Source organism: Micromonospora sp. LHW51205 (genome assembly GCF_003315815.1).
GTDB lineage: Bacteria > Actinomycetota > Actinomycetes > Mycobacteriales > Micromonosporaceae > Micromonospora > Micromonospora chalcea.
This window is the reverse complement of record NZ_QMEZ01000001.1, coordinates 1,671,260-1,687,462: the sequence shown is the minus strand read 5'-3', so window position 1 is coordinate 1,687,462 and position 16,203 is coordinate 1,671,260. Positions and strand designations below refer to the sequence as shown.

Here is a 16,203-nt window from a genome sequence, read left to right as displayed (position 1 = left end):
CCGGGTAGGAATGCGGCATGGCTGAGCGACCGCTGATGAAGCTGACGACAACGGTGCTGGACGCGCCGTCCGCAGAGGACCTGGCCGCGTTCTACGAGCGGCTGCTCGGCTGGATCCGGCGCGAGAAGGAAGCCGACTGGGTCCTCCTCGCCCCGCCCGAGGGCGGCCACTGGCTGGCGTTCCAGGACGAGCCGGCCTACGTGCGGCCGGTGTGGCCGGCCGGTCCCGGCGACCAGCAGATGTCTGTCCACCTGGACATCAAGGTCGACGACCTGGAGGCAGCCGTGGCGTACGCGGTGTCCGTGGGCGCGACGCTGCCCGACTTCCAGCCGCAGGACGACGTCCGGGTGCTCCTCGACCCGGCCGGTCACCCGTTCTGCTTCTACCTCTCATGACGGGCGACGCAACCGCATCGGCGCGGGCGACCAGCCAGTACGCGACGACGACCGGCAACCTGACCGCTCGCATCGCGCTGCACGCGTACGGCACCAATCCGCAGAACTGGTACGCCTGGCTGGGCGAGCGGCTGCCACTGGCCGGGGACGTGCTGGAGGTCGGGGCCGGCACGGGCGAGCTGTGGCACCGGATCGGCCCACATGATCAGCGCGACGCGCGGCTCCCGCTGAGCCGGACGAAGGCCCGCCAGGCGTCGGGTGTGAAGGTGAGCACCGGCCCGGCCGGGTCCTTGCTGTCCCGCACCCCGACCACAGCGGCCAGGTTGTCCGCCACCTCGACACACTCGCTCTGCCCGCTGCGGGTTGACTTGCGCCAGAACGCGCCGATCAGCTCCATGACTCGACCACTTCCTTCATCAGCTCGATCGACTGCCGGCGGGAAAGCGCCTCACTGCGGACGCTCTCCCATCTGGACAGCAGGATAGCCACGTCTTCATCTTTGTCGATCACTGTTCCGCCGAGCTGGTTCTCCAGATAGCCGATCCAACCCCCGTCACCGCCGCGAGCCAGGGTGAATGGTCCGGTCAGTCCGATGTGCAGTCCGATGTCGGCCGGAATGACGTGCACCGCGATGTGTGGGTGGCTGCTCGCCTCGATCAGGTGCGTCACCTGTTGACTCATCAACCCGCGAAAGCTCTCGTCGGCGCGGCGCAGCACGGTTTCCTCGATCACCGCGACGAACTTGGGTGGATCGGCGCCGGCCAGAACGGTCTGCCGGTCGAGCCGGACCGCGAGTCGCCGTTCGGCTTCCTGCTCGGCGAGCATGTCGTCAGTGCGGATCATCGCCCGGGCATAGTTCTCGGTCTGCAACAGGCCAGGGATGAGGCTCGGCTGGTAACAGCGCAACTGTTGCGCCTGGCGTTCGGCTTCGAGCCAGGGGCGGAACCAGCTCGGCTGGCCGTCGCGCTCGGCGAGCTTGAGCAGCGACATCAACAGTCCGCCGGTGCCGAGCACCTCGTCGGCCCGGGCGAGGAAGAACCTGTCGAGCGGCCGGTGGCCCAGCTCGACCGCCGACACCTGGGAGCCGGAGAAGTGCACGAGCCTCCCGAACTCCTCCTGGCTCAGTTCGGCCCGCACCCGCAGCCGCCGCAGTTGCGCGCGGATCAGCTCGGCGGTCGGCTCGTTCTCCACACGCCCTCCTCAGATTGCGGCCGGTCTCCCGGCCTCTCCCCGGACCTGCAGCGAGGACTTCCGAGCGTAGTGGCGCGATCAGCAGACTGTCACGCATGAACCTTCCCGTACCGCGGCTCGGGCCGTACCCCGATCGGCCCCGCCCCTACCCGCCGGACCACCCGGCCCACCTGCCGATCCGGCCGCTCTGGCTGTGCCGCGCCTGCGGCGCGCCGTGGCCCTGTGCGCAGGCGCGCCTACTGCTCAAGGTCGAGTACGCGGACCACCCCGTCGACCTGGCCGTCTACCTGTCCGGGCTCTACCACGAGGCCACCCACGACCTGTTCCGCCTCAACCCGCAGGACGGGCCGACCCCGCGCGAGCTGTTCGAGCGGTTCGTCGGCTGGGGCCCGTACCGGCGCGGCATCACCGATACGATGCCCGCGACATGACTGCGCCCGGGGACTTCGACCTGACGATGGACGAGTTGCGCGAGGTGGCGCGGTACGCGGTCCGGCACGCGGAGGACGTCCTCCCGGTCTACGAGCGGGCGGTTCCCGGCGATCCGCGTCCCCGTGCGGCTGTCGACGCGGCGTGGACGTTCGCGCGCGGCGCCGCCCGGACGAAACTCCAGCGGGTCACGTCCCTCGACGCGCACCGGGCCGCCCGGTCCGCGCCCACCGAGTCCGCGCGCCTGGCCGCCCGGGCCGCCGGTGACGCCGCCGCGGCCGCGTACCTGCACCCGATCGCGAAGGCCACCCAGGTCGGCCACATTCTGCGGGCCGCCGCCAACGCCGCGCGCGTCGCCGAACTGGAGGCCGGCGGTGACGAGACCGTCGGCGTGGCAGCGCTGGACCGGTACCGGCAGCTCGCCACCCCCGTGCTGGTCGACGTGCTCCGCCGCTATCCGCCGGTGACCGGCGGCGGCAGCCGGGTCGCCCGGCTGATGAGCGCACTCGACCGCGACCTGCGCCAGGGCGCCGCCGGGCCGGAGGCCGCGTCGTGATCCTGCCGAAGGTCCGCGATCCCCGGTTCACCACGATCCGCCGGGGCGGCACGCTCACCGACGAGCACCACCATCTGCTGGCGCTCTGGGCCGCCACCTGCGCCGAGCACGTCCTCGGTCTGTTCGAGGCGGTCCGGCCGGACGACAGCCGCCCGCGCGAGGCGATCGCGTACGCCCGCGCCTGGGTGCGGGGCGAGGTCAGGATGATGGAGGCGCGCGCGGCGGGCGGGCACGCCATGGGCGCGGCCCGGGACCTGCGCGGGGCGGCACGCAACGCCGCGTACGCCGCCGGACAGGCCGCCGTCGTGGCCCACGTGGCCGCGCACGAACTCGGCGCCGCCGCGTACGCGATCAAGGCGGTACGCGCGGCGGCGCCCGCCGGTCTCGGCGAGGCGGCCGGGCGCGACGAGTGCCGGTGGCAGCGCGATCAGCTTCCGGCCGAGATCCGCGAGCTGGTCCTGGACGACCAGCGGCTGCGCAACGACATCTGCTGGTCGGTCTTCGACTGCTGACACCGGCCGGAGCCTGTCGGGAAAGTGCCACCGGAGGCGGCAACCATGGCGTGGCCGGGTGGCGTCTCGGAAGGCGTCACGCCGATGCACCACTTGACCCCAAGGACCGGCTCGTGTGGATCTTCTCCTGACTGAGTTCGACCTGTTCGTCCGAACTCGTACGCCCGCGCTGCTGCGCTCCGCCTACCTGCTGACCGGCGACCAGCACCTGGCCGAGGACCTCGTCCAGTCCGCGCTGGCCCGTACGCACCGTGCCTGGAATCGGTTGCACGAGACCGGCAACGCGGAGGCGTACACCCGGAAGGTCATGTACCACCTGCAGGTCTCCTGGTGGCGACGCCGCCGGGTGGCCGAGTCGATGCCGGGCGACGTGCCCGAGCCGCGCGGAGGCGACTCGGCCCCCGACCACGCCCAGCAGACCACGCTCCGGCTGACCCTCCGGGCCGCGCTGGCCCGGCTCTCTCCCAGACAACGGGCCGTGCTGGTTCTGCGGTTCTTCGAGGACCGCACCGAGAGCGAGGCCGCCGACCTGCTCGGTGTGACAGTCGGCACCGTCAAGAGCCAGACCTCGAAGGCGCTGGCGAAGCTGCGCAGCGTGGCACCGGAGCTCGCCGAGCTGTACGTCACGGAAGGAACCGCCCGATGAACCAGGACCGACTGCGTTTCGACCTGGCCGATCTGGCCGAGGAGGTCACCCCGGTCGACCTGCGGGACCGGGCACTGCGTACCTCGCGGCGGCTCGGCCTCCAGCGGGCCGCCGCCACTTCTGCCGCCGTGCTGGTGGTGCTGGCCGCCGCGACCGGAACGGCACTGGCGATCCGGCCGAACAGCCAGACGCCCGTGCCGGCCGGGCCGTCGGTCACAGTCACCGCCCCGCCGGTCGAGCCCACCCCGACCCCGTCCGCCGAGCCGTCGAGCACGCCGTCGACCAGTCCCAGCGAAACCACAGGCGGGGGGCCGAACGGTGACGCGACCTTCGGGCGGCTCGTCTACGGCCCGTCCGACCTGGCGAACGCCCCGTCCCCGACGAGCACCGTCCGGCTTCAGTCCTGGCGTCCGGGCGACGACCCGGTCCGCCTGCTCGGTCTCCCGTACGGGCCGGCGCAGGTAAACGTCTCGGTGTCCCCCGACGGACAGAGGGTTGCCTGGGTCGAGACGACCGGTGCGGTGTGGGTGTCGGCCATCGACGGCTCGGGGCGGCGCAAGCTCCGGGACGGCGTCGACGACGTCTGCTGGTCACCCGTCTGGCTGCCGAACTCGCAACAGCTCGTCGTGCGTCTGAACGCTGGCGGCGACGACCCGGCCACCGGCGTGCTCGACGTCTCCTCCGGGAAGTTCACCAGGGTGACGGGCCTCGACGGCTGTCACGCCGTGTTCGCGGCGGACGGGACGCTGGCGTTCGCCGACGGCTCCGACGGCACGATCGTCCTCACCGACCGGAACGGCAGGGCGCGCCGGACGGTGCCGGGCCTGGGCACCAAGGGCAGCCGGTACGTCTCCTTCGACCTGTCCAGTCTCTCCCCGGACGGCCGGCGGGTCGCGCTCCTGCGGATCGACCGGAACGGCACGTACGGGGACGCGGCACGGGAGCTACTGGTCAACGCCGTGCTCGACACCCGGACCGGCGCGGAGGTGTCGCTGCCGCTGGAGGGACGTCAACTGCGGCAGGTCTTCTTCCAGCCGGACGGGTCGATGGTGGTCCGGGTGCGCAGCGGTGACCGCTACACGGTGGTCCTGGTGGATGCGAACGGCAAGAAGATCACGGAGCGGGCGGAGCCCTCGGCGCTGCGGGACATGCAGATCATCACCGCAGGACCGTGATCGCCGCGTCCGCCGTGACCTGCTTCCACGGCACCAGCACCACTGTGCCGTCGCGCTCCAGCACCTTCGCGTCGCTGCCCTCGGTGCCGGCCGACAGCGGCGCCTCGGCCACCACGCCCACCTTCCCGGTGGCGGGGTCGATCCGGACCAGCCGTGGGGCGAGATCCCGCCGGTCACCCACCTCCCACGCCAGCACGCCCTGCCCGTCGAGGCGGACGAGTTCCACCTCGCTGTCGGTGTGCCCGGCCGACACCCAGCGCCGCTTCCCGGTGGCCAGGTCGATCGCCACCACCTGGTTGGCCTGGCGCATCTTGTCGCCCACCGGAGAGGGCTCGGTCGGCAGGTAGAGCGTGTCCGCGTCGGCCAGGTACGGCCGGACCGCCGGCCCGCTCACCGTGTTGGAACGGTTGACCGGCAGGTCGCTGAACCGCGTACCGTCGACGGGGTTGCCGAACGCGGCCCGCTCCTTGCCGGTGGCGTCGCGCGCGACGAACGTCTCGGTGTTCAGGCCGGGCCGGCTGACCAGCGGGTCGACGCTGAGCACCCCGTCGCTCTGCTGCGCGGCGGGCAGGTCCTGCTTCCAGCGCGGCTTGCCGGTGGCCGGGTCCAGGCCGAGCAGCGCGCCCCGGTCGCCGTCGCAGAGCGTGGTGACGACGGCCTGGTCCCCGGCGGCCTGCGCGTCGGTCAGGCGGCAGTCGCGGCCGGGCAGCAGCCGATCGGCGTCGGTCTGCCACAGCCGCCTGCCGTCGGCCAGCGAGTAGCCGAGGACGTTCCCGCCGCTGCGGACGATCACCTGCCCGGCGGCCACCGACAGGTCGGGCGCGACGGTCTCGGACCGGCCCGTCCGGCGTTCCACAGGGAACGTCGCCCGCCACGCCTGCGTGCCACCGGCCGCGTCGAACCCGACGAGCGTGTCGCACGAGTCGGCCGGGCCGAGCGCCACCACACCCCGCCCGTCGGCGAGGGTCTGCGCGGCCGCGCACAACGATGCCCCCTGCGGCGCGGGCACGCCCCACGCCTGGCCGCCGTCGCCGAGCCGGTAGGCGATGATCCCGTCCGGCTGCGCCCGGACCACCGCGTCGCCGACCAGCCAGGCGCCGAACATGTCCTGCCCGTCGTACGTCTTCAGGCCGTTGCGCTGCAGCTCCGGGAAGTCGAGCACCCACGCGGCACGCAGCTTCCTCCCGCCGTCGTCACCGCCGCCGACCAGCCGGGACACGCCGTAGGCGGTGCCGGCCGCGACCGCGAGCACGGCCACCAGCCCACCGGCCACCAGCAACGCGACGCGCCCGCGCCGCTTCGGCGCCGCCGGCGGCGCACCGCCCGGACCCGGCCGGCCCACCGGTGGGTACGCGGGCGGCGGGTACTGCTGGTGCTGATACGTCATCGGTCGTCTCCCGTTTCCGTCAGCCCGCCAGTTCGCGGACGTAGTCGGACCAGCCGGCCTGGAACTCGTCGAGCGACACGCCGAGCACGTCCCGGGCGGCGCGGTCGGTCGGGGTGCCGGCGTAGACGGCCTCGACGAAGCGGAACAGCTTCGGCTCACCGTGCTTCTCGGCGAGGTGCGTCATCGCGGTGTGCCCGAGCCAGTAGTGGAAGGTCAGCAGGCCGCTCTTCTGCCAGTCGGCGTTGCTGGGCAGCGTGCCGTTCCAGCCGTTCCCGCCGTCGCGGACCAGTTGCAGGGCGGGCGCGGTGCGCTCGCTGGCGGCCAGCGGGCGGCCGTGGAAGGCGATGTACTCGGCGAACCCCTCGACCACCCACTCGTCGAGCTTGCTGAACTCGTCCACGGCGGCCGGGTCGGTGCGGGGCGTCATCAGCGAGTGCGCGATCTCGTGCCGCAACACCATGTGGGCGTCGTTGTCGCCGCCGGAGCGGGTGAAGTAACGATCTCCGGTGTCCACCACGATGCGGGTGCCGCCGATCGTGTTCCTGCCGTCCTTGCGCTCGGCCGCGACCATGCCCACCGAGTAGCCCGCCTCGGTGGCCTTCTCGGTGCCGATCCGGTAGAGCGAGGTCATCTCGTCCTTGCCGGCGGCGAGCGTGACGACGAACTTGTCCGACACCGGCTCGGGCGGCGCGTTGGCCCGCCACACGGCCAGGTTGCTCGTCACCGCCTTGTCGACGGCCGGGGCGTACCGCCTCGCCACGGCCGCCCGGGCCGCATCGGTGATGATCAGGGCGTACGGGGTCCGCTCGACATGGATGTCCCGCCACTTGTCCCACGGCCCGGGGTAGTAGACGGTTTTCGAGTCGCCGTTGCCGCCGGCCGGTGCGCCGGTGACGGCGGTGACCTGGATCGGCGCGTCCTTGCCGGCGCGGACGACCGTCCAGCGGTACCACTCGGCGACCGGCGCCAGGTCGTAGCCGTCCAGCTGGTGCACGAAGGAGACGTCGAGCTGGAACGTGACGCCCTGCCCGAAGGCGTCGCTGACGCGGCCCTGCTTCTCGATCGTCTCGTAGCGGGCCACCGACAGCGGCAGTTTGCCCAGGTTACGGAACAGCTGGGTCTGCCCGGCGATCAGTTCCTTGCGGGCCGGGTCGAACGCGGCCAGGTAGCCGTCCAGGTCCTTCGCCGCCAGCGCCTTGCTGTGCCGGTCGAGCAGGGCGGTCAGCTCGGCGTCGGTGACGGTGACACCGTTCGCGCCGGCTGCCGCCTTCGGCGCGGAGCCGTCCTCGTCGTCGCCGCGCAGGCCCAGCCCGACGCCGACCGCCGTGCCGGCGCAGACCGCCAGCGCGAGCGCGCCCGCCGCGAGCCCGATCCAGAGCCCACGGCGGGACTTCGGCGCGCCCGGGGGCGCCCACTGCTGCCCGGGGGGCGGCGGTCCGCCGTACCGGGGGTCGGCGTTGCCGGGCGGTGGCCAACCTGCCGCCGGTGGGTGCCCCTGCGTCATGTGGTTCCTCGCTCGTGCCGGATGCGGGACCGGCCGGACGGTTTCGCGCGGCCGGATGACGGCAGCCATCATCCCCGGTCCGGACGACGGATTCTGCCCCGCCTGGACGGGTCGGGGCTTTTGTCCCCGGGGGTGGTTGTCGTGAACAGGACGTCGAGACATCCGCCACGTCCGGCGTCCAGGGCCAGCGGGAGCGGCCCGCGCGGTGACAGACTGTGCGACGCACTTCTGCCGGGACGTCTGAGGGAGGCGCCGTGCGCTGGCGCAGCTACGTGGCGGTGGGCGACAGCTTCACCGAAGGCATGGACGACGCGTATCCGGACGGCAGCTACCGGGGCTGGGCCGATCTGGTCGCCACCCGTCTCGCCGTCGAGGCCGGGCCCGACTTCGGCTACGCCAACCTGGCCATCCGGGGCCGGCTGTTCCCGAACGTGGTGGCCGAGCAGGTGCCGTCCGCGCTGGCCATGAAGCCCGACCTGATCAGCTTCGCGGCCGGCGGCAACGACGTGCTGCGCCGCACCTTCGACCCGGACGCGTTCGTCCCCCGCTTCGACTCGGTCGTGCAGCGGCTGCGCTCCGGCGGCAGCGACGTGGTGCTGTTCCGGTTCGCCGACGTGATGTCCCGGCTGCCCGGCCAGCGGCTGATGGCCCCGCGTGTGACGCTGCTCAACCGGGTGGTCGGCGAGGTGGCCGAGCGGCACGGCGCGATCCTGGTCGACCTGTACTCCGACGACACCTACCTCAACCCGCTGCTCTGGAGCACCGACCGGATTCACCTGTCGGCGGCGGGCCACCGCCGGGTCGCCGCCCAGGTGCTCACCGCGCTCGGCGTCGGCTGCGACGAGGAGTGGCTGCTGGTCCCGCCGCACCCGGCGCCCAGCCCGTGGCTCGCCGCGCGCGCCGCCGACCTGCGCTGGGCCGGCAAGCACCTGGCGCCGTGGATCAGGCGCCGGCTGACCGGGCGGTCCTCCGGCGACTTCGTCACCGCCAAGCGGCCGGTGCTCGGGCCGGTCGAGCGCGACTGAGCGTGCGTACCGTCCACGCCGCCGACCTGCTGCGGCTGACAGCCGACGACCCGCCCCGAGCGGGGCTGGCCGTCGTGGTCGCCGGTGACCGGGTCGAGGCGATCGTGCCGACGGACGAGCTTCCCGGCGCGTACCCCGGGATGCGGGTGCGGCGGTGGGCCGGCACGCTCGGGCCGGCGCTCGTGCACGACGGTCCGCTGCCCCCGGCGCCCACGCCGCGCGAGCGGGTGCACGCGCTGTTCCGGCTCGGCGTCGCCGCGGTGGTCGAGGAGCACGTGGCCGACCCGGCGCTGCGGGCTGCCGCGGCCCGCAACGACGTGGCGGTGCTGCCCGGCGTGCGGCCGCCAGCACTGGTGACCGGCGGGCGGGCCGACCTCGCCGTGTTCGGCCCGGACGGCGCCTGCCTGGCCACAGTGGTCGCCGGCCGCCTGGTGCACCGCCGCGCCTGACCCCGCCGCACGGCTCGACCTTCACCGCCGTTCGTCCGATGTGTCCGGTCGGCCGCTTATCGGGATCGCCCGATGTCCGCCCCACTGGATAGCATCCGCTACCCCCGTCGATCGAGTACGGGGCGAAATCGGGGAAAGGTGGATGAGGGATGACCCTCATGCCTGACAGAAATCCACGTCGAACCGCCCGGCGAGGCGTGCTCGCCGCCGCGCTGTCGATGGTGGTCGCGGCCGGAACGGTGGCCGCCACCGCGGCGCCGGCAGCCGCGTACGACATCCGCTACGAGACGAACACCTCGTGGGCCTGGACCGACTCGCACTCGCCCACCACGGTCGACATCGACCGGTCCGGGGACGTGCCGGTCGGCACGTGGAAGGACGGGAAAGGCCGCCCGCACACGTCGCGCGCCTACTTCACGTTCGACATCTCCCGCTACCGGGGAGCGGACATCCAGTCCGCAGTCCTCGACGTGAAGGAGACGGCAGGCGGCGACTGCACCAGACGTCCCGTGGTCGAGCTGCGGCGTACCGCCGCCTACACCGCCCGGTCGAGCTGGCGGAACCCCCCGGCCGACCTGGGGCTGGTCGACAGCCGCCAGCTCACCGACCAGACCGTCTGCCCGGCGCCCCGGGTGGAGTTCGACGCGGTCGACGGGCTGCGCCAGGCGCTCGCCGAGGGCCGGTCGACGCTGACCCTCTCGCTGCGGCTGCCCGCCGACGCCGAGCGGGACCCGGCACTGGCCCGGAAGTACGCCAGCAGGGTCGGCATCTCGATCGACTACAACTTCCGCCCCGGCGTGCCGACCGACCTGCGGAGCGAGACCGGCACGGCGTGCACCACCACCGAGCCGTACCAGGTGATCCGCTACCCCGTCCCCTCCGGAGTGGTGCACGACCGGGACCGCACCGACAGCGGCGGCACGGACCAGCTCACCGTCTCCTTCGCGGCCTGGCCGGTCGACCAGCCGGAGGCGCGGATCGAGCAGACCGACTACGCGCGCGACGGCGAGCGGGCCGTCGGCCGCTACGACACCATCTATCCGTCGCCGTTCGAGCACGACCGGACGTACGCCTGGCAGATGCGGGCGGCGGACAGCCGGGCCACCGGCGAGTGGAGCCCGGTCTGCTACTTCCGCCTCGACGTCCGGGGGCCGGCCACGCCGCCCGTCGTGACGTCGACCGACTTCCCCGACGACGACGGGTGGTACCCGGCTCTGCCCGGCGAGTTCACCTTCACCGCCAACGGCGCCGCCGACGTGGTGCGGTACGGCTACTCGCTGGACTCCGGCGTCGAGAAGACGATCGACGCGGACCGGACGGGCGGCACGGCCACCGTCACGCTCACCCCGGACAGCGGCCCGAACACCCTGCGGGTGTGGAGCCTCGACGCGGTCGGCAACCCCTCGGCGACCACCGAGTACACGTTCCGCGCCTCGGACGTGTCGCCGGTCGTGGAGGGACGGCTGAGTGAGATCGGGGTGCCTGCCACGTTCCAGCTGCGTCCGCAGATGGACGGCGTGGTGCGCTACCGCTACGCCCTCGACGGCGACCCCGAGCAGACGGTGGACGCGGCGGCGGACGGCTCCGCCGCGATCACCGTCACCGCGACCCGGGGCGGCTCCCGCACCCTCACCGTCACCAGCGTCACGGCCGACGGTGTGGAGGCCACCAGCAGCCGGCAGTTCAGCCTGCCGACCGCGCCGAAGGTCTCGGCCACCGTCTACCTGCCCATCCCCAGCGGTGGGCAGGGCATTCCGGGCGTCTTCACCTTCACCCCCCGCCTGCCCGGCACGGTCAGCTACCGCTACCAGTTCACCGGCGAGGACCAGCAGGTGGTGGCCGCGCAGGCCGACGGCACCGCGTCTGTCACCTGGGCGCCGACCGAGGCGGGCGTGGTCAACCTGGTCGTGCGCAGCGTGAGCGGGGACGGCACCGTGTCGGAGCCGGCGACCTTCTCCTTCCGGGTGCGGGACCTGCGCCCCGCCGTCACCGCCGACCCGTACCGGACGGACGTGCCCATGGGCGGTCCGGGCCAGCCGGGCGAGTTCCGGTTCACGTCGCAACTCACCACGACGGTGGCCTTCCTCTACCGGTTCGACGACGGCGTCGAGCAGCGTGTCGAGACCGGCAGCCGGGCGACGGTGAGCTGGACGCCCACCGAGGGTGGGACGCACACGCTCACTGTCGTCGGGGTCACCGCGGACGGCACCCGCTCGCCCGAGCAGGTCTGGACGTTCCTGGTGGCCGAGGGCTGAGCACCTGACCGCGCCGGCCCCACCACCTTTCCGAGGCGGTGGGGCCGGTGTCACATCCGTGGCCCGCGATCCGGCGTACCTTGGGGATCATGCCTGTGCCGAGCGATCCGCATCCTGATCTCCAGTCGTACGCCGACCCGCAGCGCCTGGTCACCACCGAATGGCTGGCCGAGCACCTGGGCGACGAGGGGCTCGTGGTGGTCGAGTCCGACGAGGACGTGCTCCTCTACGACACCGGCCACATCCCCGGCGCCGTCAAGGTCGACTGGCACACCGAACTCAACGACCAGGTCACCCGCGACTACCTGGACGCCGCGAGCTTCGCCGAGCTGTGCGCGGCCAAGGGCATCGGGCGGGACGACACGGTCGTCTTCTACGGCGACAACTTCAACTGGTGGGCCGCGTACGCCCTCTGGGTCTTCACCCTCTTCGGTCACCCGGACGTACGGCTGCTCGACGGCGGCCGGCAGAAGTGGATCGCCGAGGGGCGGGAGCTGACCCGGGACAAGGTGAGCCGGCCCCGCGCCTCGTACCCGGTGCCGGAGCGCAACGACGCGCCGATCCGCGCGTACCGGGAGCAGGTCATGGCGCACGTGGCGGCCGGTCGGCCGCTGGTGGACGTGCGGTCGCCGGGCGAGTACACCGGCGAGATGCTGCACATGCCGGACTACCCGCAGGAGGGCGCGCTGCGTGGCGGGCACATCCCGGGCGCGGTGAGCAAGCCGTGGAAGTCCGCCGCGAACGACGACGGCACGTTCAAGTCCGCCGACGAGCTGCGCGCCATCTACGCCGACCAGCTCGGTCTGAGCCCGTCCGACGACGTGGTGGCGTACTGCCGGATCGGCGAGCGGTCCAGCCACACCTGGTTCGTGCTGCACCACCTGCTCGGCTTCCCGCAGGTGCGCAACTACGACGGTTCGTGGACCGAGTGGGGCAACCTGGTCCGGGCTCCCGTCGTGAAGGGCGACCAGCCCGGCGGCCTGACCCGCTGAGCGTCCCGGCCGGTCCCGCCGTCACCGCGGCGGGACCGGCCGCGTTCCGGACCCGTCAGCGGGCGGCGATCGACAGGCTCCCGGGGACGTCGGCCGCCACCAGGTCGACAGCGCCGGTCTCCGGCCGCCACCGGGCCAGCCCGGCGTCGTAGCGGAACAGCAGGCCGCCGTCGGCGGTCCAGCCGTACACCTCGCAGCACGCCTTGGCCCGGCCCTCCCGGCCCAGGTCGAGCAGGCGCGTCACCGCGCCGGTGCGGGCGTCCAGCACCGCCACGCCCTCGCCCCCGCTCATCGTGCCGGCGCCACTGGCGGTGGTGGTCCACCCGGCCTGGCCGATCCGGTCGCCGCGCTGCCAGCCCCGCCCGTACACCTCGTCCAGCCGGTAGCCGGGGGGAAGCGCGCCGGTGGTCACCGGCCGCCGGTCCGGCGCGCCGCCGGAGGCGGGGAACCGGCGTACGGCCAGGCCGCCGTCCCCGGACCAGCCGCCCACTGTGAGCAGGTCGCCGGACCGGGCCGGCTCGGGTACGACGAGTGTCCACGGGTCGACTGTCAGCTTCGGCGCCGCTCCGGTGCGCCGGTCCAGCTCGTACGCGGTGTCGTTGTCCCCGACGATCAGCCGGTCACCGGCCCAGACCACGTGTTCCAGGTAGCCCGCGAGCGGATAGCGACGCACCTCGGCGTCGGTCAGGTCGACCACCACCACCTCGCCGGTCTGCGCGAACGCGGCGGTCCGGCCGTCCGGCGACAGGCTGCCCGGCTTGAGTGCCGTCGCCTCGTTGCCCTCGGCGTCGCGGGTGGGCGCGAGCGTGACCACGTCGAGTTCCCGGACGATGCCGTCGTCACCCAGCACCCGGACCGTGCCCGCCTCGCCGGTGGCCGGGTCGACCGGCTGGTACAGCGCCAGCGCCCGGCTCACCGGCCGGTCGGAGAGGCGGTAGGGGACCCGGTCGCCGAGCCGGCCCAGCGGGTCGCCCGCCTCGCCGAGCCGGTCCGGGGGCCGCTGCACGACCGGCGCGCTCGGTGCCGAGGTCACCGCCGGGCGGGGTGGCGCCGCGGGGGGCGGGCCGGAGCGGTGCAGGAGCGCCGTCGTACCGCCGCCGACAAGGACCACGGCGACGGCGGCGGCCCCGGCGGCGCGGCGGACACGACGGACCCGCCCGGCCCGTTCCCATCCGGCGGCGGCCGGCCGGGTCGGGCGGATCTCCTCGGTGGCCCGGGTCAGCAGCCGGGTCAGCTCCGTCTCGTTCACGGGTTCACCTCGCTTCCGGCGGCCAGGCCGTCGCCGGACCGGCCGGGGGCGGGCACCACGTCGCGCAGCCGGCGCAGCGCGTCGTGGCACTGGCTCTTGACGGTGCCGACCGTGACGCCGAGCGCCTCGGCGGTGGCGACCTCGGTCAGGTCCTCGAAGTAGCGCAGCACCACGACGGCCCGCTGGCGTGGCGGCAGCCGGTCCAGCGCGGCGCGCACGGTGAGCCGCAACGCGGGGTCGCCGTCCTCGTCCGGCCGTTCCGGCGGGTACGCGCTGAGCCACTCCCGCCGCCGGCGTCGCCACCAGGACACGGCGTCGCGGTAGAGGATGGCGCGCACGTACGCGGCCGGGTCGCCGTCGCGCACCGACGGCCAGCGCAGCGCCAGCTTGAGCAGCGCGTCCTGGAGCAGGTCCTCGGCCTGGTGCCGGTTGCCGCAGATCAGGTACGCGGCGCGCAGCAGCCGGTGCTGGTGCGACTCGACGAAGGCGAGGTAGTCCGCCCGCCCGTCGTCCGAGTCACGCCCCATCCGGCTCCTCCTCCGTCACCGGCCAGACGCGCGGGACGGGGGCAAAGGTTGGGTCAGGTAGCGCTGAATCGTCGGGCCGACCCAGGCGGTCAGTTCCTCCGGGTCGAGGTCCACCACGGGTGGCAGCCGGACGACGTACCGGGTGAGGGCCAGTCCGAGGATCTGGCTGGCCACCAGACCGGCCCGCCGCTCGGCAGTCGCCGGGTCGGCGCTCGACCGGGCCACCGCGGTGGCGAGCTGGCCGGCGAAGATGCCGCGCATCCGTTCGGCCGCGCCGGGGTTGGTGGCGGCGGCCCGGAGCAGGGCGACGAGTGTCCCGTCCGCCTCCCAGCGGCGTACGAAGTGCCGGGTCAGTGTCTCGCCGAGCCGGTCCGGCGGCACCTCGGCCAGGTCGGGCAGGCGCAGGTCGAACTCGGCCGCCGCGGCGAAGAGTCCCTCCTTGCTGCCGTAGTAGCGCATCACCATCGACGGGTCGATGTGGGCGTCGGCGGCGATGGCCCGGATGGTGGCCCGGTCGTAGCCGTCGGCGGCGAAGCGTTCCCGGGCGGCGCGCAGGATGGCCGCCCGGGTGGCGTCCGAGCGGCGGGTTCGGGTGGCGGGTTCGGTCACGTCCACGACTGTAGGCCAACACGTGTTGACATTGGTTCTACAGTGAAGTCAACATGTGTTGGCAAACAGTTGTTGACCGAGCCGGAGGTGAGAGCGATGCTGCCCGAACGCACCGACGTCCTCGTGGTGGGCGCCGGGCCGACCGGCCTGGCGGTGGCCGTGACGCTGGCCGGGCACGGGGTTGCCGCGACCGTCGTCGACCGGCTCGCCGAGCCGCCCGTCACGTCGCGCGCCGCCGTCGTGCACGCCGGCACCCTCGAAGTGCTGGACCGGATCGCTGTCGCCGCGCCGCTGGCCGCCCGAGGGCTGCGATCGGCCCGGTTCAGCGTCCGCGACCGGGACCGGGTGCTGCTCACCGTCCCCTTCGACCGGTTGCCGTCGCGCTACCCGTACGCGCTGCTGATCTCGCAGGCGGAGACCGAGGCGGTGCTCACCGACCGGCTCGCCGCGCTCGGCGGGCGCGTGCTGCGGCCGTACGAGATGACCGGCCTGGACCTCGACGGCGACGGCGCTCTCGCGCGCTTCGACGGCGGCCGTGCGGTCCGGGCGCGCTGGGTCGTCGGCGCGGACGGGATGCACAGCCGGGTCCGCGAACTCGCCGGCATCGGCTTCGGCGGCCCGGCCGACCCCGGGGAGTCGTTCCTGCTCGCCGACGTCCGGGTGGACAGCGCGTTGCCGCGCGACCAGGTGAGCCTCTTCCTGTCCCGGCGGGGCCCGCTGGTCTGGGCGCCGCTGCCCGACGGTACGGTGCGGCTGGTCGCCGCGGTGGCGGACGCGCCGCGCGACCCGCAGGCGCACCACTTCCAGGCGCTGCTCGACGAGCGCGGTCCGGCGCGCCGGCCGGACCGGATCACCGGGATGGACTGGTCGTCCCGGTTCCGGATCCACCACCGGATCGCGAGCACCTACCGCTGCGGGCCGGTGCTGCTCGCCGGGGACGCGGCGCACGTGCACAGCCCGGCCGGCGGGCAGGGGATGAATCTCGGCCTGCGCGACGCGGTCGCGCTCGGCGACGCGCTCGCCGCCGGTCCGCGGGCCCTCGACGGGTACGCGGCCGACCGCCGCCCCCGCGCCGAGGAGGTGCTCGGCTTCGCCGCCACCCTGACCCGCCTAGCCGCCGCCCCACCCCCACTCCGCCCGTTGCGAAACCTCCTGCTCCGCCTCGTCTCCACCCTCCCCCCGATGCGCGCCCGAATCGCAACCCGCCTCGCCGGCTTCGAACCCCCACCCCGCTGATCTTGCAGTTCGGGCCCTCGACGGGTCCTTTTTGTGCGCCTTCGACCGGGCGGAAAGTGCAAGATC

Annotated in this window: 18 protein-coding genes; 11 read left to right on the top strand and 7 right to left on the bottom strand. The window is 73.6% G+C overall.

The genetic code is table 11. The features are described from left to right. The first annotated feature begins 17 nt into the window (after positions 1-17). Entirely contained in the window at positions 18-395 is a 378-nt protein-coding gene (locus DQE82_RS08030) for a VOC family protein (protein ID WP_113972315.1), read from the top strand. Positions 396-600: 205 nt separating this feature from the next. On the opposite strand, the gene DQE82_RS08020 is transcribed toward DQE82_RS08030, so the two are convergent. Then, positions 601-792, bottom strand: a complete 192-nt coding sequence (locus DQE82_RS08020) for a DUF397 domain-containing protein (RefSeq protein ID WP_113972314.1) — start codon at positions 790-792, stop codon at positions 601-603. Beyond that, positions 783-1,586: a helix-turn-helix transcriptional regulator gene (locus DQE82_RS08015; RefSeq protein WP_113972313.1), complete on the bottom strand. Its 804-nt coding sequence runs from the start codon at positions 1,584-1,586 to the stop codon at positions 783-785. Before DQE82_RS08015 ends, DQE82_RS08020 begins: the two co-directional genes overlap by 10 nt. A gap of 95 nt (positions 1,587-1,681) precedes the next feature. Here DQE82_RS08015 and DQE82_RS08010 point away from each other — a divergent pair, with 95 nt between their 5' ends. From DQE82_RS08010 to DQE82_RS07990, 5 genes are all read left to right on the top strand, one after another. Further along, a complete protein-coding gene (locus DQE82_RS08010) occupies positions 1,682-2,017 on the top strand; it encodes a hypothetical protein (protein WP_082931107.1) in 336 nt (111 codons plus the stop codon). After that, on the top strand, positions 2,014-2,571 hold the full coding sequence (locus DQE82_RS08005) for a putative immunity protein (RefSeq protein ID WP_113972312.1): 558 nt from the start codon (positions 2,014-2,016) through the stop codon (positions 2,569-2,571). Before DQE82_RS08010 ends, DQE82_RS08005 begins: the two co-directional genes overlap by 4 nt. After that, positions 2,568-3,083 (top strand): putative immunity protein, encoded by a 516-nt coding sequence (locus tag DQE82_RS08000; RefSeq protein WP_043327649.1) that lies wholly within the window; start codon positions 2,568-2,570, stop codon positions 3,081-3,083. The genes DQE82_RS08005 and DQE82_RS08000 overlap by 4 nt, the downstream gene beginning before the upstream one ends. Positions 3,084-3,198: 115 nt before the next feature. Next, entirely contained in the window at positions 3,199-3,729 is a 531-nt protein-coding gene (locus DQE82_RS07995) for a SigE family RNA polymerase sigma factor (RefSeq protein ID WP_113972311.1), read from the top strand. Next, complete coding sequence (locus tag DQE82_RS07990) at positions 3,726-4,904, top strand: WD40 repeat domain-containing protein (protein ID WP_064448012.1); 1,179 nt, start codon at positions 3,726-3,728, stop codon at positions 4,902-4,904. The genes DQE82_RS07995 and DQE82_RS07990 overlap by 4 nt, the downstream gene beginning before the upstream one ends. Here the strand turns inward: DQE82_RS07990 and DQE82_RS07985 are convergent. Beyond that, positions 4,888-6,291, bottom strand: a complete 1,404-nt coding sequence (locus tag DQE82_RS07985) for a PQQ-like beta-propeller repeat protein (RefSeq protein WP_113972310.1) — start codon at positions 6,289-6,291, stop codon at positions 4,888-4,890. The two genes, DQE82_RS07990 and DQE82_RS07985, sit on opposite strands and share 17 nt — an antisense overlap. 19 nt (positions 6,292-6,310) lie before the next feature. Then, positions 6,311-7,795 (bottom strand): hypothetical protein, encoded by a 1,485-nt coding sequence (locus DQE82_RS07980; protein WP_113972309.1) that lies wholly within the window; start codon positions 7,793-7,795, stop codon positions 6,311-6,313. Between the two features lie 254 nt (positions 7,796-8,049). Here DQE82_RS07980 and DQE82_RS07975 point away from each other — a divergent pair, with 254 nt between their 5' ends. From DQE82_RS07975 to DQE82_RS07960, 4 genes are all read left to right on the top strand, one after another. After that, positions 8,050-8,820, top strand: coding sequence for an SGNH/GDSL hydrolase family protein (locus DQE82_RS07975; protein ID WP_043327644.1), 771 nt, complete (start codon positions 8,050-8,052; stop codon positions 8,818-8,820). Between the two features lie 2 nt (positions 8,821-8,822). Further along, the gene (locus DQE82_RS07970; RefSeq protein ID WP_043327643.1) at positions 8,823-9,269 is read left to right on the top strand and encodes a hypothetical protein; all 447 of its coding nucleotides are present in this window, start codon (positions 8,823-8,825) and stop codon (positions 9,267-9,269) included. A gap of 158 nt (positions 9,270-9,427) precedes the next feature. Beyond that, entirely contained in the window at positions 9,428-11,524 is a 2,097-nt protein-coding gene (locus tag DQE82_RS07965; RefSeq protein ID WP_147265127.1) for a hypothetical protein, read from the top strand. 89 nt (positions 11,525-11,613) lie between these two features. After that, a complete protein-coding gene (locus DQE82_RS07960; RefSeq protein ID WP_043327642.1) occupies positions 11,614-12,516 on the top strand; it encodes a sulfurtransferase in 903 nt (300 codons plus the stop codon). Positions 12,517-12,571: 55 nt separating this feature from the next. Here DQE82_RS07960 and DQE82_RS07955 read toward each other — a convergent pair whose 3' ends face one another. From DQE82_RS07955 to DQE82_RS07945, 3 genes are read right to left on the bottom strand one after another with little or no spacing between them, the layout of a single operon-like run. Beyond that, entirely contained in the window at positions 12,572-13,765 is a 1,194-nt protein-coding gene (locus tag DQE82_RS07955) for a hypothetical protein (protein ID WP_113972307.1), read from the bottom strand. Then, positions 13,762-14,292 (bottom strand): SigE family RNA polymerase sigma factor, encoded by a 531-nt coding sequence (locus DQE82_RS07950; protein ID WP_113972306.1) that lies wholly within the window; start codon positions 14,290-14,292, stop codon positions 13,762-13,764. The genes DQE82_RS07955 and DQE82_RS07950 overlap by 4 nt, the downstream gene beginning before the upstream one ends. Positions 14,293-14,307: 15 nt before the next feature. Then, positions 14,308-14,907, bottom strand: a complete 600-nt coding sequence (locus DQE82_RS07945; protein ID WP_043327640.1) for a TetR family transcriptional regulator — start codon at positions 14,905-14,907, stop codon at positions 14,308-14,310. Positions 14,908-14,997: 90 nt separating this feature from the next. Here DQE82_RS07945 and DQE82_RS07940 point away from each other — a divergent pair, with 90 nt between their 5' ends. Further along, positions 14,998-16,137 carry an FAD-dependent monooxygenase gene (locus DQE82_RS07940; RefSeq protein ID WP_113972305.1) on the top strand — a complete coding sequence of 380 codons (1,140 nt, stop codon included), beginning with the start codon at positions 14,998-15,000 and terminating at the stop codon, positions 16,135-16,137. Positions 16,138-16,203 lie beyond the last annotated feature (66 nt).

Coding starts and splice junctions, on each gene's coding strand:
- DQE82_RS08010 (WP_082931107.1), top strand. CDS start 1,682: ATGAACCTTCCCGTACCGCGGCTCGGGCCGTACCCCGATCGGCCCCGC.
- DQE82_RS08005 (WP_113972312.1), top strand. CDS start 2,014: ATGACTGCGCCCGGGGACTTCGACCTGACGATGGACGAGTTGCGCGAG.
- DQE82_RS07985 (WP_113972310.1), bottom strand. CDS start 6,291: ATGACGTATCAGCACCAGCAGTACCCGCCGCCCGCGTACCCACCGGTG.
- DQE82_RS07940 (WP_113972305.1), top strand. CDS start 14,998: ATGCTGCCCGAACGCACCGACGTCCTCGTGGTGGGCGCCGGGCCGACC.
- DQE82_RS07980 (WP_113972309.1), bottom strand. CDS start 7,795: ATGACGCAGGGGCACCCACCGGCGGCAGGTTGGCCACCGCCCGGCAAC.
- DQE82_RS07990 (WP_064448012.1), top strand. CDS start 3,726: ATGAACCAGGACCGACTGCGTTTCGACCTGGCCGATCTGGCCGAGGAG.
- DQE82_RS07950 (WP_113972306.1), bottom strand. CDS start 14,292: ATGGGGCGTGACTCGGACGACGGGCGGGCGGACTACCTCGCCTTCGTC.
- DQE82_RS08030 (WP_113972315.1), top strand. CDS start 18: ATGGCTGAGCGACCGCTGATGAAGCTGACGACAACGGTGCTGGACGCG.
- DQE82_RS07965 (WP_147265127.1), top strand. CDS start 9,428: ATGCCTGACAGAAATCCACGTCGAACCGCCCGGCGAGGCGTGCTCGCC.
- DQE82_RS08020 (WP_113972314.1), bottom strand. CDS start 792: ATGGAGCTGATCGGCGCGTTCTGGCGCAAGTCAACCCGCAGCGGGCAG.
- DQE82_RS07960 (WP_043327642.1), top strand. CDS start 11,614: ATGCCTGTGCCGAGCGATCCGCATCCTGATCTCCAGTCGTACGCCGAC.